At 60.9% G+C, this 24,438-nt stretch carries 27 protein-coding genes and 1 tRNA gene; 15 read left to right on the top strand and 13 right to left on the bottom strand.

The features are described from left to right. Positions 1-123: 123 nt before the first annotated feature. Positions 124-1,197, bottom strand: a complete 1,074-nt coding sequence (gene eltD / locus FFI94_RS06725; protein WP_138872303.1) for an erythritol/L-threitol dehyrogenase — start codon at positions 1,195-1,197, stop codon at positions 124-126. Positions 1,198-1,374: 177 nt separating this feature from the next. On the opposite strand from eltD, the gene FFI94_RS06720 reads away from it, so the two are divergent. Both FFI94_RS06720 and FFI94_RS06715 read left to right on the top strand, forming a co-directional pair. Beyond that, entirely contained in the window at positions 1,375-2,397 is a 1,023-nt protein-coding gene (locus FFI94_RS06720) for a sugar-binding transcriptional regulator (protein WP_260683893.1), read from the top strand. A 17-nt stretch (positions 2,398-2,414) separates the two neighbouring features. Then, positions 2,415-3,185 (top strand): SDR family NAD(P)-dependent oxidoreductase, encoded by a 771-nt coding sequence (locus FFI94_RS06715; RefSeq protein WP_138872302.1) that lies wholly within the window; start codon positions 2,415-2,417, stop codon positions 3,183-3,185. A 22-nt stretch (positions 3,186-3,207) separates the two neighbouring features. Here the strand turns inward: FFI94_RS06715 and FFI94_RS06710 are convergent, their stop codons facing one another. From FFI94_RS06710 to FFI94_RS06695, 4 genes are all read right to left on the bottom strand, one after another. Beyond that, positions 3,208-4,686 carry an FGGY-family carbohydrate kinase gene (locus tag FFI94_RS06710; RefSeq protein WP_138872301.1) on the bottom strand — a complete coding sequence of 493 codons (1,479 nt, stop codon included), beginning with the start codon at positions 4,684-4,686 and terminating at the stop codon, positions 3,208-3,210. A 40-nt stretch (positions 4,687-4,726) separates the two neighbouring features. Next, complete coding sequence (xylB, locus tag FFI94_RS06705) at positions 4,727-6,124, bottom strand: xylulokinase (protein WP_138872300.1); 1,398 nt, start codon at positions 6,122-6,124, stop codon at positions 4,727-4,729. Between the two features lie 23 nt (positions 6,125-6,147). Further along, positions 6,148-6,465 carry a WhiB family transcriptional regulator gene (locus FFI94_RS06700; RefSeq protein ID WP_138872299.1) on the bottom strand — a complete coding sequence of 106 codons (318 nt, stop codon included), beginning with the start codon at positions 6,463-6,465 and terminating at the stop codon, positions 6,148-6,150. Between the two features lie 68 nt (positions 6,466-6,533). Then, on the bottom strand, positions 6,534-6,776 hold the full coding sequence (locus FFI94_RS06695) for a DUF3263 domain-containing protein (RefSeq protein ID WP_138872298.1): 243 nt from the start codon (positions 6,774-6,776) through the stop codon (positions 6,534-6,536). A 194-nt stretch (positions 6,777-6,970) separates the two neighbouring features. Between FFI94_RS06695 and FFI94_RS06690 the strand changes: the two genes are divergently transcribed. From FFI94_RS06690 to FFI94_RS06675, 4 genes are all read left to right on the top strand, one after another. Next, positions 6,971-8,155, top strand: coding sequence for an ROK family protein (locus tag FFI94_RS06690; RefSeq protein WP_138872297.1), 1,185 nt, complete (start codon positions 6,971-6,973; stop codon positions 8,153-8,155). Between the two features lie 175 nt (positions 8,156-8,330). Continuing rightward, positions 8,331-8,403: transfer RNA gene (locus FFI94_RS06685), tRNA-Arg, on the top strand. A gap of 85 nt (positions 8,404-8,488) precedes the next feature. Continuing rightward, on the top strand, positions 8,489-9,325 hold the full coding sequence (locus FFI94_RS06680; RefSeq protein WP_260683892.1) for a CPBP family intramembrane glutamic endopeptidase: 837 nt from the start codon (positions 8,489-8,491) through the stop codon (positions 9,323-9,325). 482 nt (positions 9,326-9,807) lie between these two features. Beyond that, positions 9,808-10,770, top strand: coding sequence for a formylglycine-generating enzyme family protein (locus FFI94_RS06675; protein WP_138872296.1), 963 nt, complete (start codon positions 9,808-9,810; stop codon positions 10,768-10,770). Between the two features lies 1 nt (position 10,771). On the opposite strand, the gene FFI94_RS06670 is transcribed toward FFI94_RS06675, so the two are convergent. Together FFI94_RS06670 and FFI94_RS06665 are read right to left on the bottom strand one after the other, a co-directional pair. Further along, the gene (locus tag FFI94_RS06670; protein WP_138872295.1) at positions 10,772-11,689 is read right to left on the bottom strand and encodes a TauD/TfdA family dioxygenase; all 918 of its coding nucleotides are present in this window, start codon (positions 11,687-11,689) and stop codon (positions 10,772-10,774) included. A 20-nt stretch (positions 11,690-11,709) separates the two neighbouring features. Continuing rightward, the gene (locus tag FFI94_RS06665) at positions 11,710-12,387 is read right to left on the bottom strand and encodes a TetR family transcriptional regulator (RefSeq protein WP_138872294.1); all 678 of its coding nucleotides are present in this window, start codon (positions 12,385-12,387) and stop codon (positions 11,710-11,712) included. Positions 12,388-12,591: 204 nt separating this feature from the next. Here FFI94_RS06665 and FFI94_RS06660 point away from each other — a divergent pair, with 204 nt between their 5' ends. After that, positions 12,592-14,928 (top strand): arylsulfatase, encoded by a 2,337-nt coding sequence (locus FFI94_RS06660; protein WP_138872293.1) that lies wholly within the window; start codon positions 12,592-12,594, stop codon positions 14,926-14,928. 63 nt (positions 14,929-14,991) lie between these two features. Here the strand turns inward: FFI94_RS06660 and FFI94_RS06655 are convergent, their stop codons facing one another. From FFI94_RS06655 to FFI94_RS06640, 4 genes are all read right to left on the bottom strand, one after another. Further along, positions 14,992-16,449, bottom strand: a complete 1,458-nt coding sequence (locus FFI94_RS06655; RefSeq protein WP_138872292.1) for a DUF4153 domain-containing protein — start codon at positions 16,447-16,449, stop codon at positions 14,992-14,994. Positions 16,450-16,522: 73 nt separating this feature from the next. Continuing rightward, entirely contained in the window at positions 16,523-17,518 is a 996-nt protein-coding gene (locus FFI94_RS06650; protein ID WP_138872291.1) for a HAMP domain-containing sensor histidine kinase, read from the bottom strand. Next, complete coding sequence (locus FFI94_RS06645; RefSeq protein WP_138872290.1) at positions 17,515-18,192, bottom strand: response regulator transcription factor; 678 nt, start codon at positions 18,190-18,192, stop codon at positions 17,515-17,517. Before FFI94_RS06645 ends, FFI94_RS06650 begins: the two co-directional genes overlap by 4 nt. 63 nt (positions 18,193-18,255) lie before the next feature. Beyond that, positions 18,256-18,780: an NlpC/P60 family protein gene (locus FFI94_RS06640; protein ID WP_138872289.1), complete on the bottom strand. Its 525-nt coding sequence runs from the start codon at positions 18,778-18,780 to the stop codon at positions 18,256-18,258. A 248-nt stretch (positions 18,781-19,028) separates the two neighbouring features. Between FFI94_RS06640 and FFI94_RS06635 the strand changes: the two genes are divergently transcribed. Together FFI94_RS06635 and FFI94_RS06630 are read left to right on the top strand one after the other, a co-directional pair. Next, entirely contained in the window at positions 19,029-20,108 is a 1,080-nt protein-coding gene (locus tag FFI94_RS06635; RefSeq protein ID WP_138872288.1) for a serine hydrolase, read from the top strand. A 131-nt stretch (positions 20,109-20,239) separates the two neighbouring features. Continuing rightward, positions 20,240-20,641, top strand: coding sequence for a hypothetical protein (locus FFI94_RS06630; RefSeq protein WP_138872287.1), 402 nt, complete (start codon positions 20,240-20,242; stop codon positions 20,639-20,641). Here the strand turns inward: FFI94_RS06630 and FFI94_RS06625 are convergent. Further along, on the bottom strand, positions 20,632-20,943 hold the full coding sequence (locus FFI94_RS06625; protein WP_138872286.1) for a MerR family transcriptional regulator: 312 nt from the start codon (positions 20,941-20,943) through the stop codon (positions 20,632-20,634). The two genes, FFI94_RS06630 and FFI94_RS06625, sit on opposite strands and share 10 nt — an antisense overlap. A gap of 353 nt (positions 20,944-21,296) precedes the next feature. Between FFI94_RS06625 and FFI94_RS33570 the strand changes: the two genes are divergently transcribed. From FFI94_RS33570 to FFI94_RS33565, 5 genes are all read left to right on the top strand, one after another. Continuing rightward, positions 21,297-21,440 carry a hypothetical protein gene (locus FFI94_RS33570; protein WP_185993140.1) on the top strand — a complete coding sequence of 48 codons (144 nt, stop codon included), beginning with the start codon at positions 21,297-21,299 and terminating at the stop codon, positions 21,438-21,440. Positions 21,441-21,525: 85 nt separating this feature from the next. Beyond that, complete coding sequence (locus FFI94_RS06620; RefSeq protein ID WP_138872285.1) at positions 21,526-22,071, top strand: Dps family protein; 546 nt, start codon at positions 21,526-21,528, stop codon at positions 22,069-22,071. A 195-nt stretch (positions 22,072-22,266) separates the two neighbouring features. After that, positions 22,267-22,530, top strand: coding sequence for a GlsB/YeaQ/YmgE family stress response membrane protein (locus FFI94_RS06615; protein ID WP_138872284.1), 264 nt, complete (start codon positions 22,267-22,269; stop codon positions 22,528-22,530). A gap of 75 nt (positions 22,531-22,605) precedes the next feature. Next, entirely contained in the window at positions 22,606-22,803 is a 198-nt protein-coding gene (locus FFI94_RS06610) for a CsbD family protein (RefSeq protein WP_138872283.1), read from the top strand. An 88-nt stretch (positions 22,804-22,891) separates the two neighbouring features. After that, the gene (locus tag FFI94_RS33565; protein ID WP_185993139.1) at positions 22,892-23,047 is read left to right on the top strand and encodes a DUF6131 family protein; all 156 of its coding nucleotides are present in this window, start codon (positions 22,892-22,894) and stop codon (positions 23,045-23,047) included. A gap of 94 nt (positions 23,048-23,141) precedes the next feature. Here the strand turns inward: FFI94_RS33565 and FFI94_RS06605 are convergent, their stop codons facing one another. Beyond that, positions 23,142-23,363: a CDGSH iron-sulfur domain-containing protein gene (locus FFI94_RS06605; RefSeq protein WP_138872282.1), complete on the bottom strand. Its 222-nt coding sequence runs from the start codon at positions 23,361-23,363 to the stop codon at positions 23,142-23,144. Here FFI94_RS06605 and FFI94_RS06600 point away from each other — a divergent pair, their 5' ends adjacent. Next, entirely contained in the window at positions 23,364-24,431 is a 1,068-nt protein-coding gene (locus tag FFI94_RS06600; RefSeq protein WP_138872281.1) for an iron-containing redox enzyme family protein, read from the top strand. The last annotated feature ends 7 nt before the right edge of the window (positions 24,432-24,438 follow it).

Genomic DNA, 24,438 nt, shown 5'->3' with positions numbered 1-24,438 from the left:
CGCGAGAGCTGTGGACCACCGCTGAATGGGACGCGGGGTGTGAAACGACTCATGTTGATTCTCCGCTGAATGGATGAGTGGGGATCTCGAACGACCTGCGGCACAGGCCGGGTGTGCGAACCGTCAGGGAATGAGTGAGACCTTCACGGACTCGGTGCCACTGGCCACCAGATCGAGTCCCTTCTGGAAATCTTCCAACGGAAGCTGATGCGTGCAGATCTTGTCCATCGGCAGCAGACCTGACTCGATCATCCGGATCGCGGCCGGCCAGCAGTCGGGGCCCAGGTGCGCCCCGAGGACGTCAAGTTCCTTGTCGTCGCTGATAATGCTCCAGTCGACGCTGACGTCGTCTTTGAACACCCCGTATTCGACGTAGGTGCCGAGCTTACGCAAGATATTGAGGCCCTGGGGAACTGCAGACGGATGGCCTGTCCCTTCGAGATAGACATCGGCTCCGTAACCATCGGTGAGATCCTTGACGATCTGAACGGCATCCTCGTCGGCAATGTTGATGACGATGTCGGCTCCGCACAGTTTGGCGAGTTCGAGCTTTTCCGGTGCCATGTCGAGAGCGATCACGTGCGCCGGGCTTTTCGCTCGCGCACCGGCAACCATCCCCAGCCCGATCGGCCCGCAGCCGGCAACGACGACAACGTCGTCAAAGGTGATTCCCGCTCGTTCCACGGCGTGCAGTGAGCACGACAGCGGCTCGGCAAACGCAGCATGCGCTGCCGGGAGATCCTTGGATACCTTGTGCACCAGAGCTTCCACTGGATAGACCATGAATTCGGCCATCGCGCCGGGGGTGACTCGCTTGAATCCGTACAGGTTGTGCGGCTGGCACATGTGATACTGACCGCGCTTGCAGTAACGGCACTCCCAGCACGGAACGATCTGTTCGGAGACCACACGGTCGCCCACCGCGATCCCCCAGCGCTTCGACCCTTCCGCATCGATCGAGACAACCTCACCGACAAATTCGTGCCCTGGAATGACCTCGGTCTCGGCCCAAGCCGGACGGTTCTCGTCGCCCCAGAATTTTGCTGCACCGTGGTAGCACTTCAGATCACTCGCACAGATTCCGACTGCCTCGACCCGAACCAGCGCTTCACCAGGGCCGGGTACAGGCTTCGGCACTTCTTCGAGTCGATAGTCGCGCGGACCGTGGCAGATGACCGCCTTCATCGTCTCGGACATCTTTGTCTCCTCTTGGGATCAGGTCTGGATGGGGCGCAACGCGCTGGTCCAGTGGTTGCACATGAACACAATTTCATGTGTCGGCGGTCACAGTATCGGATCGATTTACATATGTCCAGCACAATTGTTCACCTGAACTAGATGCGTGAGCATCTGTTCATGCGGTACCTTTCTGTCATGCCGATCAGCAGCTCAGACGCGATGCCACTTCCCGCATCCACCCCTGCCGGTTCGGCACCGACCAGCACAAACAGCACATTCACGCACGCTCTGCTCTACACCGCGGCCAAGCTCTACTACGACGACGACGCCACTCAGGCCGAAGTGGCAAAAGCCCTCGGCATCAGCCGCGCCACCGTCAGCCGCATGCTCTCCGAGGCCCGAAGGCAGGGCATAGTCCGCATCCAAGTTGTGCCGCCCCAGGAAGAAGCACATGGAAGCCTGGCCGAGCGGTTGCGCGTCAAACTCGGACTGCATCGCGTGTACCTCTCCGGTCCTCTACCCACTCCGGCGCAGCAGAAGGGCACGGTCGACGTCATGGGTTCGGTACTCGCCCCGGCGACGGCCGAGGCACTCGCCGGCGCCGGCCTCGTGCCAGGTGACGTACTGCTCGTATCCTCCGGGCGGACGGTCTACGAAGTCGCGCAATACGATCTGACACCCATTCCAGGAGTCCTGGTCGCTCCCACTGTCGGTGGCAACGACCAACCGGAAGAGTGGTACCAGACCAACGAGATCACCCGCTTGATCTCGAACAAGATCGGCGGACGTCCGAATTATCTTTTTGCGCCGGCGCTTCCAGGTCCCGATCTGTATCCGACCCTCACCAAGGATCCGGCCATACAGCGAGTTCTCGGCCTGTGGCCACGGGCTCGGGCTATCCTCATGGGCATCGGCGCTCCACCTCTACTGCGCGCCGACATTCCACAGTTCGTTCCGATAACGTCGTCGTCGCTCCGAGAAGCCGTGGGCGACATCTGCTCTCGATTCTATGATCGCGACGGCAATACCGTCGACTTCCCCGGTAGCGACCGCCTTATTGCGCTCGAACTGTCTGCACTGCAAGATATCCCGGTGGGCATCGCCGTGGCCGTCGGCGCCGAGAAAGTCGCTCCCATCATCGCCGGTGCGCGCAGCCGGTACTTCAATCAACTTGTCACCGACCCAACCACCGCACAGCAGATACTTGCGGTCGAGTAACTTCGAAAGGCTTTGCCATGCCTACAGCGTCACCTCGCCCGCTCGACGGAAAACGCGCTCTTGTCACCGGAGCCTCGAAAGGCATCGGCGCGCAAATCGCACACGCCTTTGCCCAAGCCGGCGCGGACGTAATCGTCTCCGGTCGTAACCGTTCCGAACTGACAGTTCTGGCCGACCGACTCCGCGACAGTTCTGGCGTGCGCGCCGAGATTCTCGTTGCAGATCTCGCATTACCCGACGCACCGACACAGGTCGCGCAAGAATCTCTCGCGATATTCGGTGGCCTGGATGTCCTGGTCAACAACGCCGGAATCTCGTATCCCGAATTTGTCACCGACATAACCGAACCCAACTTCGACGCGGTTCTAAACGTCAACCTCCGTGCCCCGGCATTGCTCGCCGCGAAGATCGGCTCAGCCATGGCCGATGCGGGTGGCGGAGCCATCGTGACGGTTGCTTCCGCAGCAGCCTTGCGCGCGTTGCCCGAGCACTATTCGTACTGCATCGCAAAGGCCGGTTTGGTGATGGCCACCAAAGTGCTTGCCTTGGAACTGGGTAGCCGCGGCGTCCGGGCAAACTCGGTCTGCCCGACGGTTGTACTCACCGAGATGGGCCAGACGGTCTGGGGTGAGCACGACAAGGCTGCACCTATGTTGAACCGTATCCCGAGTGGGCGCTTTGCCATGCCCGACGAGGTGTCCGAGGCCGTCGTCTGGCTGGCGTCGGACGCCGCCGCCATGGTGAACGGAACCGATCTTCCTATCGACGGCGGTTACCTCGTAAGCTGAACGGCTGCAGCTATCAGGCCGTTCAGCCGAATTCAGCGAGGGCGTGGATTTGTTCCTTCGTCGACGGATACAGCGTCAACCACGTTTGATACAAATCCTCGTACATCGCGCGGTTGACTGCATTCGGCACTACTTCGTGCGACAGAGTCGTCCAATCGGTATCCGGCGCAACAAGTCCGGTCCCGATCGCGGCCAACAGCGCATCGCCGTAGCTGGCGCCGATGGTCTGAGCGGGAACCAACTGTGTGTGTCCGGTGATGTCGCTGATCGCCTGTGTCCACACCCGACTCTTGACCCCGCCTCCCACAGCGATCGTGCGTCGGACGGGTTCATCTGTGTCACCGAACATTTCGAGTATCTGACGGATTCCGAAGGCAATGCCCTCATAGGCAGCTCGAAACAGATGCCCCCGGCCATGGCGCAACGAGAGTCCTGCGACCACGCCTCTGGCCTTGGGGTCGAACACTGGGGTACGTTCGCCGGCAAAGTACGGCAGGATCAACAACCCTTCTGCGCCGGCCGGCACCGCCTCAGCCTCGGCGAGTAGCAGGTCGAATGGTGCATCACCGGTGAGCTTTTGAAGCCATCCGGTCAGGCTTCCGGCAGTGGACGTGCCGGCCGCAAGTGCCAGTGTATTCTTCTGGACGCCTGCAGTTGTCCACAATGCCGGGTTGCTGTGAAACTTGTCGAGCACCTGCACCAGGAACATCGTCGACCCGTACATGAGCATGAGATCCCCGGGATGACGGGCACCCACACTGAACCCCTCGGAAAAGGCGTCGACGGTACCCGCGACGACGGGCGTTCCGGCCGGTAGTCCGGTCTGCTCGGCCGCATCAGCGTGCACAAGTCCGACAACATCACTCGGCCACACCAAACGTGGGCATTCCAGATGCCCCAGAATGCGATCGAGCCAATCGGATTTCCAGCTGAAGTCTCGAACCGAATAGAGCGGATCACACTGACTGGCCGTGTGATGATCCTGAATGTACTCGCCGGTCAGCTTTGCGGCGATGTACGAATTCGAGCCGTACCAACGCGTCGCCGCGGCAAAAACATCCGGTTCATGGATGCGCACCCATTCGATCTTCGGTCCGACGGCCTGACTCGACAGGAGTTTGCCACCACAATCGAGTATTGCCTCCTCGCTGAACAATTCGGTCAGCGAGGCTACTTCTGCCGAGGCTCGACTGTCGATTCCGTAGAGGATAGCCGGACGAACAGGACGAAGTTCACTGTCGCACAACACCAGTGCCGGACCGACGCCACTGACACATACGCCGGCCACCTTGGAAAACGTGGGAACCTGTGCCACAAGACGTTTCGAGATCGCACATACCTCGGACCACCACATCTTCTCGGCGTCCACCTCGGCCCACCCGGGCCGTGGCATCGAGATCTGGTGATCGATCTGCTCGGTTGCCAGGACCACACCGTCCGGGGTCACCAGAACCCCTTTGCTGCTGCCCGTCCCCATGTCTATACCTACCAACAAGTCCACGGAGTCACCCTAACCGAGCGAACGGTGTCAGGCTCTGTGGTTACACGCCTTCGGTGAGTTCGCGCAGCGATGCGTAACGTTCCCGCACCTGCGGGGCGGGCGTGGCTTCGAAGCGCTTCTCCTCGGGTTTGGTCCACACCGGTGGGTGCTCGTCTCCGAGAAGCGTCCAAGCAGCTTGCCGGCATGCACCTTCCGCAACATATTCACCAGGATCAGGTATCACGACCGGCACCCCGAGAATCGCCGGAGCGATTTCACACAAAGCGCGAGACTTTGCGCCCCCACCAACCAACAGGACCCGTTTCACCTGGACACCTTGACGGACAAGATCGTCGACGCCATCGGCCAAACCACACAGCAATCCTTCGACAGCAGCGCGCGCAAAATGCGCCGGCGTCGAATTCTGCAGCCGGAAGCCGTGCATCGCCCCGGTCGCGTCGGGACGGTTGGGAGTACGTTCACCCTCGAAGTACGGAATCATCACCAGGCCGTCGCTCCCGAGCGGGGCAGACAACGCCAATCGGGACAGTTCATCGTGATCGACACCAAGAATGGACGCCGTCGCATCGAGAATCCGGGCGCCGTTGAGTGTGCACACCAACGGCAGGTGCAGTCCGGTCGCGTCGGCAAAGCCGGCAACATTGCCACTCGAATCGTGCGTCGGCGTGACCGACACAGCAGAGACGACGCCGGACGTTCCGATCGAGATGACCACGTCACCGGGAATCGCTCCCAACCCCAGTGCGGCTGCGGCATTGTCACCAGTTCCCGGACCGATAACCGCGCCGGATCGAGTGATACCGATCTTCTCGTTCGGCAGAGCAACACGTGGAACCCGTGGCGTTCGATCGCGAAAAGCCAGCGACAGCAAGTCCATCCGGTACTCGCGCGTCGCGGCTGCGAAGTACCCCGTTCCACTCGCGTCACCGGCGTCGGTGGCAAGTGCATCGGGGGAGACGGCGCCGCCCAACTTCCAAGACAGCCAATCGTGCGGAAGACAGACTGCTGCAGTTCGGTTCGCATTGTCGGGTTCGTGATCTGCCAGCCACCGCAACTTGCTCGCAGTGATTGCGGCTACCGGCACAACCCCCACGGCGTCGGCCCACGCCTGTGGTCCACCCAGCTCGTCGACGAGTTCGCTCGCGGCCTGCGCGGAGCGAGTGTCGTTCCACAGCAATGCCGGTCGCACTACGTCGCCGTCGCCGTCCAAACACACCATGCCGTGTTGTTGCGCGCCTACGGACACTGCCGCGACATCGCCGAGTCCACCTGCGGCGGCAATCGCGCTGTCCATGGCCTCGAACCACCGCGCCGGGTCGATCTCGGTGCCGGTGGGATGCGTCGCACGTCCCTCCCGGATCAATTCACCCGAATCGGCATCACGGACAATGACCTTGCACGACTGAGTTGAGGAATCGATCCCGGCTACGAGCGTCACAGCGTGTCCTCTCTGAAGGACCTTCAGCTCGCGACTGCGACCGCGGGCATCCGGTTGCTGCGCTTACGCAGCGATCGAACATATTCTGCGCGCTCGGTCTCCGTCATTCCACCCCAGATGCCGTAAGGCTCATGGACAGCCAGTGCGTGTTCGCGGCACTGCTGAAGAACCGGGCAGGCGGAGCAGATCTTCTTTGCGTTGAGTTCGCGGTTTTCGCGAGCATGCCCACGCTCGCCGTCCGGATGGAAGTACACGGCGGAGTCGTGCCCACGGCACGCTCCCTGCATCTGCCAGTCCCACACTTCAGTTGTCGGATTCGGCATCGGAAGGTGCTTGTGCATGATGGCGACCTCAATTCTTGATTCTGAGACGGACTTTGAATTCTGTGACGGAGAAGGATGTGACCGGCCTACTGGCCGATCGTCTGGACATCTCCCCGACGCAACCGGTACGCGCACACGGTGGCGAGTTCGCTGACCGCGGGAGGATCGAGTGCGGCGCTGCCGTCGTCGAGGATGTTCTTCAATCTCCGGAAGTACTCGCGGGGCTCCAGGCCGAAAGTGACAAAGATGTCTTCGTCCGGTCCGCCGTCGAACTTCTGCCATTTGCGCGCGAAGTCGACAATCTCGTCCTGCGTGTCGGTGCGACTCATCGGGTTCTCCCCTAGGTTCGTGCGCCCTCTGACCTCGTACTGCGACCCACCCGAGAACGCGGTGCCCAGTGAGTCAAGACACAGCCTATGCCCACTTCTGCTTTTGCACAATACCTACTTAGGTCCCCAAAAGACTTAAGTAATTAATCTTTTGTATCCTGAAGTAACTCTGAGAGAATGCTTGAATAGAACGTATGACCCGACCGCCTATCACTCCCGCCACAGCCGGCGAGGTGTTCTCGCTGATCCGTGCCGGTTCCGCGACCACACGAAGCGAAATCGGGAAACTCACCGGGCTGTCCCGGACTGCGGTGTCTGCCCGAGTCGGCGCACTGCAGTCGATCGGCCTCATCGCGGACGACGACGAAGGCCCCTCGACAGGTGGCCGTCCGCCGGCAACGTTGACGTTCAACAAATCCGCTGGACTGGTACTGGTTGTCGCCATCGGCCGCTCACGCGCGCAGTTGGCCGTCACAGACCTGTCCGGCACCATCCTCACCGCGGAGGACATCGACAAATCGGTGGGCGTCGGGCCCGACGAACTGATGCCTGAGATCGCGGACCATCTGACGTCGTTGCTGGCCCGAATCGGCCGTCCCCCTACCGAAGTCATCGGAGTCGGACTCAGCATTCCTGGGACCGTCGACATCGCAGCCGGAGCCAGTCTCGATTCACCGATGATGTCGGGCTGGGACGGCGTCGCCCTGGCCCCTTACCTGGCATCGGTCACAGACGCACCGCTGTTCGCCGACAACGACGCCAACGTCATGGCGCTCGCGGAACTCAGCGAAAGGCGTGAAAGCGCACCGAATCTACTCATGATCAAAGCGTCCACCGGCCTCGGTGCCGGCATCGTTCTCGGTGGTGTCCTGCAACGCGGGTCGCTCGGCGCCGCCGGCGAGATCGGGCACACCAAAACCGCTGCCGCCAAGGACGTCCAATGCCGGTGCGGTGACGTAGGTTGCGTCGAAACCGTCGCCAGCGGTTGGGCTCTCGTACACGCGCTCGAAGCCCAGGGCCGGGATGTCGGCCATGTCCGCGACGTCGTTCGGTTGGCCCTCGACGGCGACGGGGAAGCACGCCGATTGATCCGAACCAGCGGCCGACTCATCGGCGACGTGATCTCCGGCGCGGTCAATCTCCTCAACCCGGAAGTGCTCGTCATCGGCGGCGACATGGCCGAAGCCGACGAACTCTTCCTTGCCGGACTTCGAGAATCTGTCTACGGCAACGCAACTGCACTCGCCACGCGCTCACTACACATCGTGTCCGTCAGCCACGGAGCGCAATCGGGAATCCTCGGGTGCGCCGTCCTTGTACTCGACAATCTCCTGAGCCCACGTGAAATCGACTTGAGGATCGCCGACGCCGCCCACTGAGGTTCGACATTGCAGACACCCGTCGGCTTCGCGCCGTGTGGGTTGTGCCGCTACACTGACTACCGCAGCTACGACGCCTAAAGCCCCGCGCCGGCCGGTCGAGTAGCGGCACAGCCCAACCGGCGACTGAAAACCGCAGTACAACACGGTTTTCATGCTCTCGGATGAGCTCCCCGCCCTCGTAGCTCAGGGGATAGAGCATTCCTCTCCTAAAGGAAGGGTCGCAGGTTCGAATCCTGCCGAGGGCACATTCATGCACAACGGTCGAATCTATGCGCGACCTGCCGAGCGGATCAGCCAGCATCACGTCAATCTGGACATTAGTCTGACGCGGTGAACACACACAAGCATGTGGGCCAGCCACGCATCTCCGGGCGTCAGCTCTCTTACGTGGCTTTCGCTGTTGTCGTCATCGTGTATCTGGCATTAATTCAGTTCGGTGGACGCCTCATCGCGGGCTGGGGAAACGAGGACGACACCCTGACCACTCGCGGGGTTGTCTTCACGATGCTGATCCCGTTGGGGATCGCTCTGATCTTTACGTACGGCGTTATCGCAGCCCTCGGCTGGTGGCGTCCGGTGATCAAGGATGATCGGCCGGTGAATCGCTGGGTGTGGGTCGTTCCTGTCGTTCTTCTCGTCGCGATCCTGTTAGGCATCAACTACAGCGCACTCGCGGAGAAGGGCTGGCTGTTCGTCATCGTCCTCCTGATCGCCACGCAGTTCGTCGGCTGGGGCGAAGAGGGAATGTTCCGCGGCATCGGAGTGACCATGCTGCGCAACCACGGTCTCCGAGAAGGCCAGGTAGCCCTCTGGTCCAGTCTCATCTTCGGCGCCGTCCACCTTTCCAACGTCTTCGGAAGCGGCGCTTCCGCTATCCCGCAAGCAATCATCGTCAGCCTCGCCGGGTACTTCTTCTACCTCACGCGCCGGGTCTCCGGAAACAACGCAGTCAACTCCGTACTCCACGGACTCTTCGACTTCGCCCTACTCAGCGGCACCGCCATCCTGCTGGACCAACAGTCGTATGTCGGTGTATTCGCACCAATCCTGGCGTACCCGATCATCGCCATCGTGCTCATCGTCAAGCGGCACAAAATCGAACCTCCGCAACCCGTCGACAATCACGCTGTCACCTCGACGTCCGCTTCGCCGGCACGGCGGACTTGAATCCCACTGAAAGCTTGGATCCCACTGACACGTTGGAAACTCGGCTTGCTGTTCGGATCAACTTGTTCAAAAATCTGGCGCGAACCCAAGCACAGGCCTACGGTGGGTATGCGAGGCCGGATATGAGGGGTCAGCCCAACGGATCGAGGGTCCCCACGTTGTGTGCTCAACGCGGATGACGAGAAAAGCCCCCACTCCAGTGATGCGAGTGGGGGCGTCGTCCATTTACAGGAGGCCGTCAAGTACGAAAGCACCCCAAACGACAACGGTTCCCGCAGGCTGTGTGCTCAACCTACAAGAACCTGAACCGCAAAGTTGCGAGACCGCGCGCATACCCCGGCAGTTGCGGCCTGAAAATCACGTACCCAGCCGCTCGCAGCTCCAAACAAGTCCGGCAAGCTCTCTCACAGTCCAATCCTGCCGAGAGCACTAGGTGGGATTGACGTTTCACCCATTCTTCGGCCGCATGTCATGCTGAAACCATGACGCCCTCAGCCGCCGTGAGCGCTCCCCCGAAAAACATGTCTTTGATTCCCGGGGGAACCTTCTGGATGGGGTCCGAAGACTTCTACCCGGAAGAACGCCCGGTTCACCAAGTGAGCGTCGACAGTTTCTGGATGGATACGACGGCCGTCACCGTGGCCGAGTTCCGTCGGTTCGTCAAAGCTACGGGTCACGTCACGACGGCCGAGACCGCGCCCGATCCTGCCGATTACCCCGATGCCGACCCCACACTGCTGGTGCCCGGTTCTTTGGTCTTCCACTCACCGCCCGGACCGGTCTCCCTGGACGACTACACCCAGTGGTGGACGTTCACACCTGGCGCGGACTGGCGGCACCCGGAGGGCCCGGGCAGCAATGTCGGTGGACGCGAAAAACATCCCGTCACGCACGTCTCGTACTTCGACGCGCAGGCATACGCCCACTGGGTCGGCAAGGAACTCCCCACCGAAGCAGAGTGGGAGTACGCAGCGCGCGGTGGCCTCGATCGCAAGGCCTATGTGTGGGGCGACGAGGACTCCCCCGGCGGAAAGCCCGGTGGCAACGTGTGGCAAGGCCAGTTCCCGTGGGAGAACCTGCTCGAAGACGGCTACGAACGCACCGCTCCCGTTGGCAAATTCCGCGCCAACGGCTACGGCCTCCTCGACATGGCCGGCAACGTCTGGGAATGGACAGCGGATCACTACACGTCGGACCATGCCCACAGCACCAAGAACACTGCGCCGGCAACCTCGTGCTGCATCCCCCGCAACCCGCGCGCCGAGCTTGCCACGGAAACAGTTGCGGGAGAGACCTATCCGCTACGAGTCATCAAGGGTGGGTCGCATCTGTGTGCACCTAACTACTGCCTACGATACCGACCGGCCGCGCGGCAGAGCGAATCCGAAGAGTCCTCGACCTGCCACGTCGGCTTCCGGTGCGTCGTGCGAATTCCGCAGGAGTAGGTCAGAAGGGTGCGTCGCCGAGAATCGCGACGCGTTCCATGACCCGTCGATGCGGGAAGTAGTCACTGGCCGCGTAGTGCTGCGTCGCCCGATTGTCCCAGAACGCAATGGAATTGGCTGCCCACTTGAATCGGCACTGGAAATCCGGAACCTTGACCTGCGCGAACAACAGGTTGAGCAGGTCCTTGCCTTCCTGCGGATCCATGTCCGGGATGTGAGTGGTGAAGAGGCTGTTCACAAACAGTGTTTTGCGGCCCGTCTCCGGATGCTTGCGGACCATCGGATGTAGCACCGGCGGGTACTGCTCCTTCATCTTCTCGAGCTTTTCGGGCGACATACTGCGGCCGAAGGACGGAACGAAGTCGTGGACGGCCTCGCGTCCGTCGATCAGGTCCTTGACCTCGTCGGAAAGGCAATCGAATGCGTTGCCCATGTCTGCCCACAGGGTGTCGCCACCGGCCGGCGGAACATCGATGGCACGCAGGACAGAACCTAGCGGCGGCGTCTTGGTCCACGTGACGTCGACGTGCCAGATGTTCTCGGTGCCAGGGCTGTCCTCGCCGCGCTCGAACCGCACCACGGCCGGGACCTCACCCTGCGGGAGCAACGGGTGAACTTCGAGTTCGCCCCAATTGCTCGCAAAGTCACGGTGATTGAGGCTCGAGATGTTCTGGTCGCGGAAGAACACGACCTTCCATTCCAGCAATGCGCGACGAACGTCGTCGATCTGCTCGGCCGACGGATCACGCAGGTCGATATTGCTGATCTCAGCCCCGATGAAGGGGGTGACCGGTGTGAGAGTGAAACGCTCGTACGGCCTCGACTCGACGCCTTCTGGATTGCGGCGCATCCCGCGAGGACCGAATTCGATTGTGTGATTGCCGATTTGAACTGTACGAGACGACGTGAGTGCAGCCATGAAAATAGCTCCGTTTCGATTTACGTATTGACTCGCGCGTCAGCCGACTGCGCGATCTTGCTTCGGGTGCGTGTGTGCTCACTGCGCGGAGCCAGCAATGCCGCCACCATCAGGTCGACAAGGTGGTCGACAGTGGTGTCGAAATCTGCCTTCACCACAAGATTTCCCTCCGCACGCCGCTGCTCGAAAACAGCAAGCGCGGAGACAGTCATGTTGGACATCAGGTCGATCCGCTCGACCGCAACACGGCGAGACAGATGCGGCAGTGCTCGCGTCAACCGCGAGACCACTTCGTTGATTGCTTCACTGACCTCGCGGAACTCGAGACTCTGGGTGTCGACCGATGGCGAGACCCTGGCGATGAACCTCGCGTAGTTCGAGCCGTCGGCGGTAGCGAGGAAATCCGCGAGTGGATAGATGAAGGCCTCGACCAAGGCTCGAACTGTATCCGTTCGCTCACTTGCGTCGATGTCGTCGAGGTACGTCAGGCGGGCGATGTTGATCTGGCCCATCCGGTAGCGGAATACAGCCAGCACCAACCCGTCCCGTCCCCCGAAGTGGTATTGGACCGCAGAGTTGTTACGTTGCCCCGCCGCTGCCGCCACATCGCGCATCGACACCTCGTGGATGCCATGTTCGGCAAACATGCGTTCCGCGACGGCGATCATTGCACTCTTGGCATCTGACGAGCTGGGCATGAACGGAGCATATAAGTCAGTGCCTTAAAACTGCAACCCCTCTTTGCTGTGCGCCTTTATTGACCGCCGGGGGTTAATAAAGGCGCACAGCAGGGATTGAATCCCACTCAACGAGACCTCCCCTTCCGATGCACCGTCGAGAGCTACGCTGCAGATTAAGTCAGCCACTTAATTCTCGGTCTCAAGACAGCCAGGAGCCCGCTTGTGAATCGTCATTCCATTCCGATCATCGCCGAGACGCCGAACGTCGCCGCATCGGTCGACTACCGCGACCAGAAGGTGCCATTCACCCGGCCCGAACCCATTCGCCCGCCTGCCGGGGCACCCAACGTCCTGCTCATCATGATCGACGATGTCGGATTTGGTGCCCCCTCCGCTTTTGGTGGCCCGTGCCGTACCCCAACGGCTGAACGCCTCGCCGACACCGGCGTCAAGTACAGCCGATTCCACACCGCCGCACTGTGCTCACCGACCCGCGCTGCCACTCTGACGGGCCGCAATCACCACAGCGTCGGCATGGGTGTCATCTCCGAGATGGCCAACGCCGCACCCGGATACAACGGAACCCGTCCGGCGTCGGCGGCCACCGTCGCTCGCATTCTGCAGGGAAACGGTTACGCCACGGGCGCTTTCGGCAAGATGCATCAGACCCCGACCTGGGAGACCACGGCTGCGGGGCCGTTCGATCGTTGGCCGGTACGCGAAGGTTTTGACAAGTTCTACGGCTTTCTCGGCGCCGAGTCCGACCAGTTCACCCCAGTTCTCTACGAGGACTTCACGATGGTGGACCTGCCCAAGACCCCGCAGGAGGGCTACCACCTCTCCGAAGACCTCGTCGATCACGCCATCGAATGGGTCGAAGGCGTCAACACCATGGACCCGGACAAGCCGTGGTTCTGCTACCTCCCCTTCGGTGCGTGCCATGCGCCACTTCAGGTTCCGGACAGCTACCTGAACAAATACGTCGGCGAATTCGATCACGGCTGGGATCGCCAGCGCGAGATCACCCTGGAAAAGCAGAAGGAACTGGGCGTCGTCGGCCCCGATACCGTGCTGGCTCCGTGGGCACCGGGTGTTCCACACTGGGACGAGCTGGATGACGACCAGAAGAAGGTCTCGGCCCGGCTGATGGAGTTGTACGCCGCGTTCCTCGAGCACACCGACGACGAGGTCGGTCGACTGGTGGATCGTCTGCAGGACATGGGCGTTCTGGACAACACTCTCGTTCTCTACATGATGGGCGACAACGGAGCCTCTGCCGAAGGTGGCATGGAAGGCTCGTTCAACTACCTTGCCGGGCTCAACGGTTACAAGACCGCGACCGCCGAAGTCCTGGCCCGATACGACGAGCTGGGCACCGAAACCAGCTATCCGCACTACCCGGCGGCCTGGGCTCTGGCGCTCGACACCCCGTACCAGTGGGCCAAGCAGGTTGCCTCCCACTACGGCGGAACCCGCAACGGATTGATCGCGCACTGGCCCAAGGGAATCGAGAATCACGGCATTCGCGAACAGTGGCACCATTGCGTCGACATCACCCCCACGATCCTCGAAGCTGCCGGCATCCCGGCTCCGACGAGCGTCGACGGCGTAGCGCAGAAGCCCATGGAGGGTGTTGCGATGAACTACACCTTCGACGATCCGGAGGCCGACGAGCGGCACACCACACAGTATTTCGAGATCTTCGGAAACCGTGGCATCTACGATCACGGTTGGACCGCCGTCACCGCGCACCGCGCACCTTGGCTGATGGCAACGCACGGACTGGAACTCACGTCGCTCAGCGACGACAAATGGGAGTTGTACGACACGACGGTCGACTGGTCACAGGCCCGTGATCTCGCGGACGAGCATCCTGAGATCCTCGCGCGACTCAAGGAGAAGTTCCTGGTCGAGGCGGCCAAGTACCAAGTGCTTCCGCTCGACGACCGTACCGTCGGACGGCATTCGACACCGGAATCCCGACCGCCGCATCCCATGATGGGCCGCAAGTCGCTGACGCTGTATCCACATATGAACGGACTGGTCGAGAAGGCAGCACCCAACTTCTTCAACCGCTCGTACGCGTTGACAGCCGACTTGGGCAGCGTCGCCGACGGCATGCTGGTAAGCCTCGGTGGCCGGTTCGGCGGATTCGCTTTGTACATCATCGATTCCGTACCGGTTTATTGCTACAACTTCAGCGGTGGTGGCCGTACCTTCGTGCGCGCCGAGAAGCCTCTGTCCGCCGACGCCAAGGAAGTATCCGTCCATTTCGACTACGACGGCGGCGGTATCGGCAAGGGCGGTCTCGCGACGTTGCGCGTCGACGGCGAGGTGGTCGCGGCGGGCAGGATCGACAAGACCACCCGGGCAATCTTCAGCATGAACGAGCAGCTGGATATCGGAATCAACCGTGGCAGCCCGGTTTCCGAGGAATTCGCCGAGCAGGGCACATTCCGCTACGGCGGCAAGCTGAACAGTGTGACTATCGACTTGCTTCCGACGCGTGATGTTGTCTCCGCCGAGGAGCGCGAGAAGATTTCGCTGGCAGTGCACTAGGTCGCAGGGCAATTGTGCAGCCGCACGGGTAGTTACCTCTGCGGCTGCACAATCGGCGCGCGGCTATCCGAACAGGATCTCTCTCGCCTGCTCGCGCGCGCTGTTGAACTCCCACCACGAATCCTCGGATCCACGCAGGTCCTGTTTCAGGTACCACAGCGAATCGCTGCGCTGCGGCTCCGGCAGTCGATCAAGGGCCGGCACTGCATCGACCGAGAGCGTGCTCAGGTAGTTCACGTCGATACTCTTCCCCTCCTCGAAACGCTCGACGTTCTTCTCCGCGATGTACGCATCCGGGTTGAAGAACGCAAAACCCAGCAAACCCACAGTGGCCATGGCGAGTACAGCCGTCGGCAGCCAACCGCCCGACATCCGTACTCCCGCGATGATCAGCAGAACAAAGACCAGCCCGAGCAGCAGTTCGACAGCAAAGACACTCACTCGCAGCCTCGTGAATCCGTACTGGTTCTCGTACAACCACATTCGATGAACCGCCGACGCCACAATCACGAGGCTGAATGTGCACAGTGCCCCCAGAAGCCCCCGGGCCAGCGCCCTCGATCTGCGATCGCCGCGATCTACACGCCGAACCGCAACCGCGATCACCACCAACGTCAGCACCGTCACCATCATCAGCTGCCAAAACCCTTGGCGCGCATAGTCCGCATACGTCAGCCCGTCGGTGACCTGCACATGGTTGTCGCCGCCGAACAGCGTCTTGAGCTGCACTGCAACAAATCCCAAGAACAGCACGTTCAGCATCGCGAGCGGCACCACCCACTCCCACAGCGGTAGCGGCGACGCCGGTGCCGGAGCAAGCGCGTCGACGTCGGGCGTCCGGCGCCGCAAATACACAGCTGTGAGCGTCCCGAAAGCCACCAGGACCCCGATGCACAGGTGAGCGATTGTTTCGTCGACCCGAATCGAGGGCGCGGCGCCGTCGAAGAACTTCGCGAATTCCGGATCCGCACTGGCAAAAAGGGATCCGAATATCAGGAGCATTGCGATACTGACGGCACCGACGGCCACCACACGGACTGCCGGGACTCGCAGTGCTGTACCTGGTCGCGCGTTTCTGCGCCGAGCGAAGCGCATCACCCGTAGCGGCGCACGCCACGGAATGATCGTTCCCACCGCGATGCCCGTCCACGTCCGGCCACCGATCAACGCCCACGTGAACACAACCCACGCCGCCACCAGGCACACAAAGACAAGCCATCCTGCACCGCGAACCGCAGCGACGCCGAACAGCGCCAGCGCACCGGCGCAGGCTCCCCATTGAATCGGCGTCAGCCGCGGCGGCGTGAGGATCCCGACCACTACAGTGACACCGACAAACACAATCGCGTACGCCACGCCAATGGTGTCGACATCGAGGATCAAGGCGGCAAGCACGCCCACGACTGCCGATCCGATCAACATCGGACGCGTCGGAATGGACGTCCGATCTCTGCGCCATACGCGTGGCACTGGTCGTGTCGGCGCGCTGGGTTTTGGAGTAACAGCAACCGGAGTAGTCATTATCAAACCTACTTTCAGGATCGGCAAATCAGGCGCAGAACCAGGTGGGGTGCGCCTTCGACAATCGGTCAATTCAGTTCTGTGGCAGTACCACTCGAATACAGCACCCGGTTGGCGCATCAACGACGGCAATAGTGCCGCCATGCAATTCGACAGCCCACTTCGCGATGGCAAGCCCAAGCCCGGTGCCGCCGTCCGTGGAACCACCTCGAATGAATCTGTCGAAGACCTCGGAGCGGGCGGACGGCTCGATCCCCGGACCGTCGTCATGGACGTCGATCACGACGCCGCGGGCCGAATCCCTACGCACACGAACCACAGCATGTGCGTCGACGCCGCCGTGACGAACTGCGTTGTCCAGCAGGTTGGTCACTACCTGATGCAGTCGGTCCGGATCGGCGGATATGCTCAACGATGCAGGGCTCACATCGATGTCGACGTTTCCCCGACGCTGCGACATCAGTTCGTCCAGGAATGGCTTCATCTCGAACATCTTGGGATTCAAGGGCATTGCACCGCCCTCGAGTTTCGAGAGATCAAGCAGATCGTCCACCAGAGCACCCAGGCGTTCGGTTTGAGCGAGAGCCGAACGCATCATGTCGGGGTTCGGATCCTGCACCCCGTCGACGATGTTCTCGAGCATCGCCTGCAAAGCAGTTATCGGCGTGCGCAATTCATGCGATACGTTGCCGATCAACTCGCGGCGATACCGGTCGTCGGCACCAAGATCCTCGGCCATTCGATTGAAGGCCGTCGCAAGCTCGCCCACTTCGTCCCGCGACGTCGCCCGCACTCGACGCGAGTAGTCACCACGCGCCATTGACTTGGCCGCTGCCGTCATCTCACGAAGAGGAGAGGTCATTCCGTGAGCGAGAACCTGCGTAACCCCCAGGGCGACAAACAATGCCGTCAACAGGGCGAATCGGAATGGCTGCTGCGACGTCAGCCAGAAACCACCTGACGCGAACAGCAGTGCGGCGACGACCAACAATCCAACCTTGACCTTGAAGGACCGCATCGGGTCCAGCGGTCGTGGCCAGCGAGCAAAAAGTCGTTCGACGACGCTCATCGCGGCGCGTCCCACGCGTAGCCGACGCCGTGAACAGTTCGGATCACCGACGGCCCCAGTTTGCGTCGTAGCGCCTTGACGTGGCTGTCGACGGTGCGGCTACCTGCCCCTTCGCCCCATCCCCAGATTTCCTCGAGCAGTGATTCGCGGGGAATCGCGGCTCTGGGTCGCTCCGCCAGGTACACGATCAGATCGAACTCGGTCCGCGTCAGGTGTACTTCTTGCGCGCCACGGCGCACCCGACGCTCGGTCAGGTCGATCACGACGTCACCGAATTCAAGAAGGTCCGATACCGGCCGGGCGGGGCGATCAGCGCGTCGGAGCAGCGCCTGTACCCGCGCAACCAGCACCCGCATGCTGAACGGCTTGCTGAGGTAATCGTCGGCGCCGACGCCCAAACCGATCACCATGTCGGTTTCGTCGGCGCGCGCCGTGAGCATGAGAACAGGCACCGATCGTACGGCCTGGATTCGACGGCACACTTCGAGTCCGTCGAATCCGGGCATCATCACGTCGAGAACTACCAGGTCCGGGTTGACCTCGGCGCACCGCGAGACAGCGCTGGGTCCGTCGAATGCCAGCTCCACGTCGAATCCCTCGGCGCGCAGACGCGCGGCAATCGATTCGCAGATGCTGACTTCGTCGTCGACCACGAGCACTTTTCGCTGACTCATGGAACTGACTGTATTAGCCCGACGTGGATGAACCTGGGAGGACTTGTGAAGGTTCTGTGCAGATTAGAAGCGTCGAATGTTGTTGATCGGAAGATCCGTCAGCGGTGTCAGGCCAGTGGGAACTCCGACGCCATACGCGTTGAACACCATTCCGAAGCCCGCGTAGATTCCGACGTGCGTCGCGCCGGGATAGAAGGTGATGACGTCGCCGGGCGCTAGTGCCCACCGCGGAACTGCCTGTCCCACGCGGGCTTGCTCCTGGCTGGTTCGGGGCAGACTCACGCCGGCCTGCCGGAATGCCCACTGCACCAGTCCGGAGCAATCCCACGAGTTCGGTCCGACGCCACCCCACTGATAGGGCTTTCCGGTTTGGGTTGTGGCGGCCGCCAAGGCGATCAAACCCGCGGGACTGGGGATCGGAAGGGCCGCAGAACCACTGCTGATGCTGCCCAGGCTGCCCAGTGACCCGGTACTGCCGGCGCTACCAGCGCTTCCAGGTTCCGCGAGAGCGGGTGCCGCAGACAGGAGCAGAACGCTTCCGGTCAGCAGGGCTGCAACCGTACCCTTGCGCAATGTCGACTTCCTCATGCAACCGTCCTTCGTTAGAGATACTGCTCTACAGAGGTGCGGCCATCGCACCGAAATGGCGTTGAACTGGTCGGATATGAAATGAGCACGTGACCTTCGGATGCTAACGACCAACTCGGGCAATTCAGACAAGAATCGGGATTCTCACTCAGAATGAGGCCCTTTGTCCCCGGAGCCCGAGAAAGATCAGGGGAAAGATCCGGGATTTCCTGGATTTCCCGCGCACCGTCGATCCCTAGATTCGATGTATGCGCTCACACGTCTTGGTGACGATTGCCACAGTCGCGGCCGCGATGGCACTAGTCGGATGCTCGACGCTCCAACGGAACTTCGAGGTTCAATCGGATCTGGATTCGCTCACGAAATCAGGCGCAGTCGGCTCGATCGCAACGCTCGACGACAGCTCGAGCACCGTGGTCCTGACCAGTGGTGTTCCCCACCAAACGAATGGCGATTCAATCGGCCCGAACTATCGCGTCCGGATCGGCAGCGTGACAAAGACATTCACCGCAGCACTCGTGCTGCAACTGGTAGCGCAGGACAAGGTCGACCTCGACGCACCGGTCGATCGCTATCTGCCTGGGCTCTTGCAGGGCAACACCGTCACCGTCCGGCACCTACTACAACACCGCAGCGGATTGCCCGAGTTCGCCGGTGAACCCAACGCCGACGAATGGGTGGCCGCAAACGAAAATCGCACCCTCACGCCGGCAGACGCAGTGGCTATCGCTCTGAGCAAGCCCGCGCAGTTCGAGCCTGGATCAGCGTTTCGCTACACCAATACCAACTACATAGTTCTCGGGATGCTCGTAGAAGCTGTGACCGGCCAAACCTACGCCGACGCATTACACACTCGGATTCTCGAACCACTCGAACTCCGGGACACGTATCTCCCACCGCCAGGTGAGCGAGACATCAAAGGTGAGCACATGACCGGGTATGCCGATCTGCCCGGCGGCCGCACCGACGTCTCGCGGATCGAACCGTCCATCCCCTGGTCGGCGGGTGCCCTGGTATCCACCGGCAAGGATCTCAACACCTTCTGGCGCGCCTTGTTGAACGGGAAGATCGTTCCCGAGAAGGAACTCACCGAGATGACCACCGCACAAACCGGTGCCACCGAAGCCGAAGGTCTTGGCTACGGCTTGGGAGTCGGATCCACCGAACTGCCGTGCGGGGTTACCTACATTGGGCACAGCGGGGGAATATACGGCTACTACACGCTGTCCGGCGCGACGGAAGATCGCGCATACACCGTGACCCTGACCTCGGCTCCGAAGGAGCAGCCGGACATAGTGGCCATGCTGTCCCACGCACTGTGCCCCTGAACGGCCGCCGGAATCCGCCTACACATGTCTGAGATAGGATAAATTTCAGTTCTTTGCCTGGTATGGGCGTTGAACCGTCTTATCCTTGCCATGCTGCGCTGCATCGGCCACGTCGAACAGATAGGCCGACCATGCCACTCACTGTGAAGTACGCGGAAATTTACAACGACGCACTGATCGCGCTGGCAGCAGCCACGCAGCGCCCCGCAAACATCGTCAACCTGGCCGATGCGTACGCCATCCGGGTGGATCTCGAGTACAACCGCTACGTCGTTGCCACAAACACACCGCAAGGCTTGTCGAACGAACCCGGCGTCAGCGGAACCTGGTTGGTTCGCTTCTTCCAGGCCGATATCGACGGCGCGCCGGACGAACTCCTCACCGAAGCAACAGATCAGTGGCTCATCGACGCCTTCGACTCCGCCCTGGCGTCCCTCGAAGCCGACGGAAACAAGATTGTTGCCGATGCAGACTTCGGAGATATCAGCCGTTCCGAAGCGACCGACGTCGACGCAGTCGACGGTCAGGCCTGATCGTCGGCCGATTCACTCAGCTGAGCGATCCGCGCCGCAAGACTCGAGTTTTCGGCTTCGAGCGAGAGAATCAATCGAACTCCGACCAAATTGACGCCGTCGTCGATCAACTCGGTGATGCGACGCAATGTCTCCAGGTCCGATTCGCTGTACCGGCGAGTTCCACCACCGGTGCGTGTAGGGGTCAGCAGCCCTCTTCTCTCGTAGAGTCTCAACGTCTGTGGCCCGACCCCGGACAACTCCGACATCACCGAGATGCCGTAAACACCACGCTGTGAGCGCGTCTGTGGCTCTAGTGTCACTACAAGCCTCCTCGCCCAATCGGTGATTCCTCGACTTTAACACCTTCAGGCAAAGAATCTGCGTTCCGAGACATAGATTTCATATCGCCCGTCGAGCCGAAGATTTTTTCAGTTTCTGCTTTTTCGGACATTTCGCCTGAATACGACAGCAATTTCACCCTCCGACCGCTCCCACTCGGACCCAAATCCCACTTCGACGGGTTGCTAATTATCTGCATCCACTGGTATAGATTTTAGTACGTCCTGACGAGAACATGTGTACCGATTCGCCTACAGATTTGAGTGCCGTGAGGCGCTGACGAGAAGCGGACCGCCCGACTCTCACCACGCCTCCCCTACACCGCAGGAGCAAGATGACGACGATCGACATCCCGTCCGCACAGAGCGGCGAGATCAACTCCGGTAGCTCGACCTTGGCCACGCCGGAACTCAAACTGCGAATCGCCCTGATGTTCGGGGATCCGATTTCCGAGGACCTGGCCGGAAGCATCAACTGAATCGACGGAAACGATCCGAAAGTACTTGTGCCGCAGCCGCACGTACCAGTGCAACGAGCGCGGCACTCTGACGAGAGGAAGACACATGTCTACATTCACAATCCCGGGACTGAGCACCGACGACGGCGCACGTCTAGCCGCAGTTCTGCAGGAGCGCCTGAGCGCATACAACGATCTTCACCTCACTCTCAAGCACATACATTGGAACGTCGTAGGCCCGAACTTCATCGGCGTACACGAAATGATCGATCCCCAAGTCGATTTGGTTCGTGGCTACGCGGATGACGTTGCCGAACGTATCGCCGCACTCGGCAACTCCCCGAAGGGAACTGCCGGCGCCATCGAAGCCGACCGTTCGTGGGACGACTACTCAGTTGGACGTGACGACGCTCGTGCGCACCTCGCTGCATTGGACCTCGTGTACACCGGAGTCATCACCGATTCCCGTGCCGCGATCGACTCGGTCGGAAAGATCGACCCCATTACCGAGGACATGTTGATCGGCCAAACAGCGCAGCTCGAGAAGTTCCAGTGGTTCGTCCGGGCTCATCTGGAGAACGCAGGCGGAAGCCTTGTGCACGAGGGAAGTTCGACGGAACTCGGCGCAGCCGACAAGGCACGTAAAGCCTGAACCGTGACGCAACGCGAACTTCGGATTTTCCAACTACAGCAACGTTTGTTGGCCGGATCGATAGTAGTGGGAACACTGCTCGGGGCTGTAGCTATCACTTCCCTCTGACTCCGGTCTTCGGCGCCCACGAACTCGGGATCTTCGTTCCGCAATTCTCTCAATTCTTAAATTCCCACTGTCACAAGGAGACTCACTGTGCTCGGACTCGGCATCCTCGGTTGGATCATTATCGGCGGACTCGCCGGTTGGATCGGCAGCAAGATCATGAAAACCGATGCCTCCATGGGAATCATGTTGAACATCGTCGTGGGCATTATCGGCGGCCTGATCGGCGGATTCCTGCTCAAACTGTTCGGTGTCGACGTCAACGGCGGTGGCCTGATATTCAGCTTCTTCACGTGTGTACTCGGCGCGGTGATCTTGCTCTTCCTGGTCAAGGCCGTCGTCGGCCGACGCTGATTCTTCCCGAATTCAGAACCTTCCCAAATCCAGAACGACTCGAATCAACATCCACCCGAAAGGATTACGATTACCATGGCTGATTTCATCGACAAGGCAAAGCACAAGGCCGAGGAACTCATCGGCGAGGCAAAAGAGAAGGTCGGACACAAGACCGACAACGACGATCTTGCCGCCGAGGGCGCCAAGGATCAGGTGTCGGGAAAGACCAAACAGGTCGGTGACGACATCTCCGATGCTGCAAGCGATATCAAGGACAAGTTCACCAACTGAGCGGACGCACTGGTTCCGCCACCAGTGACAGATAGCGGAAGCCCGTAAATCACGGCAGCTTCCTACGCATCAGAGATGAGGATTCACCATGATTGTTCTCGGCATTATCCTGGCACTGGTCGGCTACTTCACGTCAATCAGCATTCTGACGACGATCGGCATCATTTTGGTGGTCGTCGGTGCAGTCTTGTCGCTCCTCGGAGCTACGGGTCGCGCGGTGGGCGGCCGAAAAGTCTGGTATTGAACCACCTCGTCAACCTGCCTGGTGGGGCGTTTGCCGATCACTCCGATCGGTATACGCCCCACCGGGCGTTTGCCGTCAACCGGGTTCCCACCGCTCACGAACGTCGAACTTTTCTCTTTTTGTGGGTACCGTCGCAGAAAGGAGGTATCGCTGTGCCACCGCACCGGCACAGCGCCACCGTTGCACGTTCACGGCTGATCGGGTTGCCATCGGCGTCGATGAGCGTTGCCGCACCTCGCACCAGCAGTGGCCCGTCCGGGCATACAGTGATCGTGACAGCGGAATCGTCGCTCCCAGGATCGGAATCGGAGTTCATATGTCCTCCACACGGATTGATCGAAAACCATCGCGAGCAGTAACAACCGGCACTCGCATGCCGATCCCTTCTGCCCGCGGACCGGTCAGCGAACAGTTAATTGCACTCTTGTCTGGATCTGACGCTAACCCGGCTGCCTTCACCGCTGCCGCTCGGGGTTCGGCCGACGAGCACGACGATACATCGATCGTGTTCGACGACGACGCACAATTGTCGCTGACGCTGCTGTACGAACTTCATCTTCAGGGACTCGCCGGGGTGCCGGACGAGTGGGAATGGAACCTCGATCTTCTCGCGGGACGGGCAGCGCTGGAGTCGTCCTTCGAGGCAGCAGTACGCACGCTCGTCGCAGGCCAGCATGTCCAAGCCGGTGACGTCATTTCACAATTGTGGGCGATGACCGCGCCCTCGACCGGCCCGAGCATGTCAAAGTTCATGGCAACAGACGCCAGTACCGAACAGTTTCAAGAGGTACTCATACACCGCTCACTCAATCAGCTCCGAGAATCCGATGTTCACACATTGGGTATTCCGCGCCTGTCCGGAGCCCCCAAGGCCGCGCTCGTGGAAGTCCAAGCCGACGAATACGGCGGCGGACGTCTCGAGAGGATGCACTCCACCCTCTTCGCCAACACCATGCGCGAACTCGGACTGTCGGATCGGTACGCGCACTACCTGAACGTTGTTCCGGCAGTGACTCTTGCGAGCCTCAATGTGCTCTCGCTCTTCGGGTTTCATCGTCGCCTTCTCGGTGCGTTGATCGGCCATCTGTGCGCGGTGGAAACCACGTCGTCGCTTCCCAGCAAGAACTACAGTGCCGGGCTGCGTCGCCTCGGCTTCGGCTCGCGCGCAACATTGTTCTACGACGAGCATGTAGAAGCAGACTCCGTTCACGAACAGATCGCCGTCCGCGATCTCGCCGGCAAGCTAGCGGAGCAAGACCCCACTATTTCGAGCGACATTCTGTTCGGTGCTGCTGCCTGTCTGGCGTTCGACGATCTTCTGGCAGAACACATCACCGGTTGCTGGGACCGCGATGAGACTTCACTGCGCGGTTCACCCCGGTAAGTAGTTA

It is taken from the genome of Rhodococcus sp. KBS0724, from assembly GCF_005938745.2.
In the GTDB taxonomy this organism is placed as follows: Bacteria; Actinomycetota; Actinomycetes; order Mycobacteriales; family Mycobacteriaceae; genus Rhodococcus_F.
This window is presented reverse-complemented; position numbering and strand designations above follow the sequence as displayed.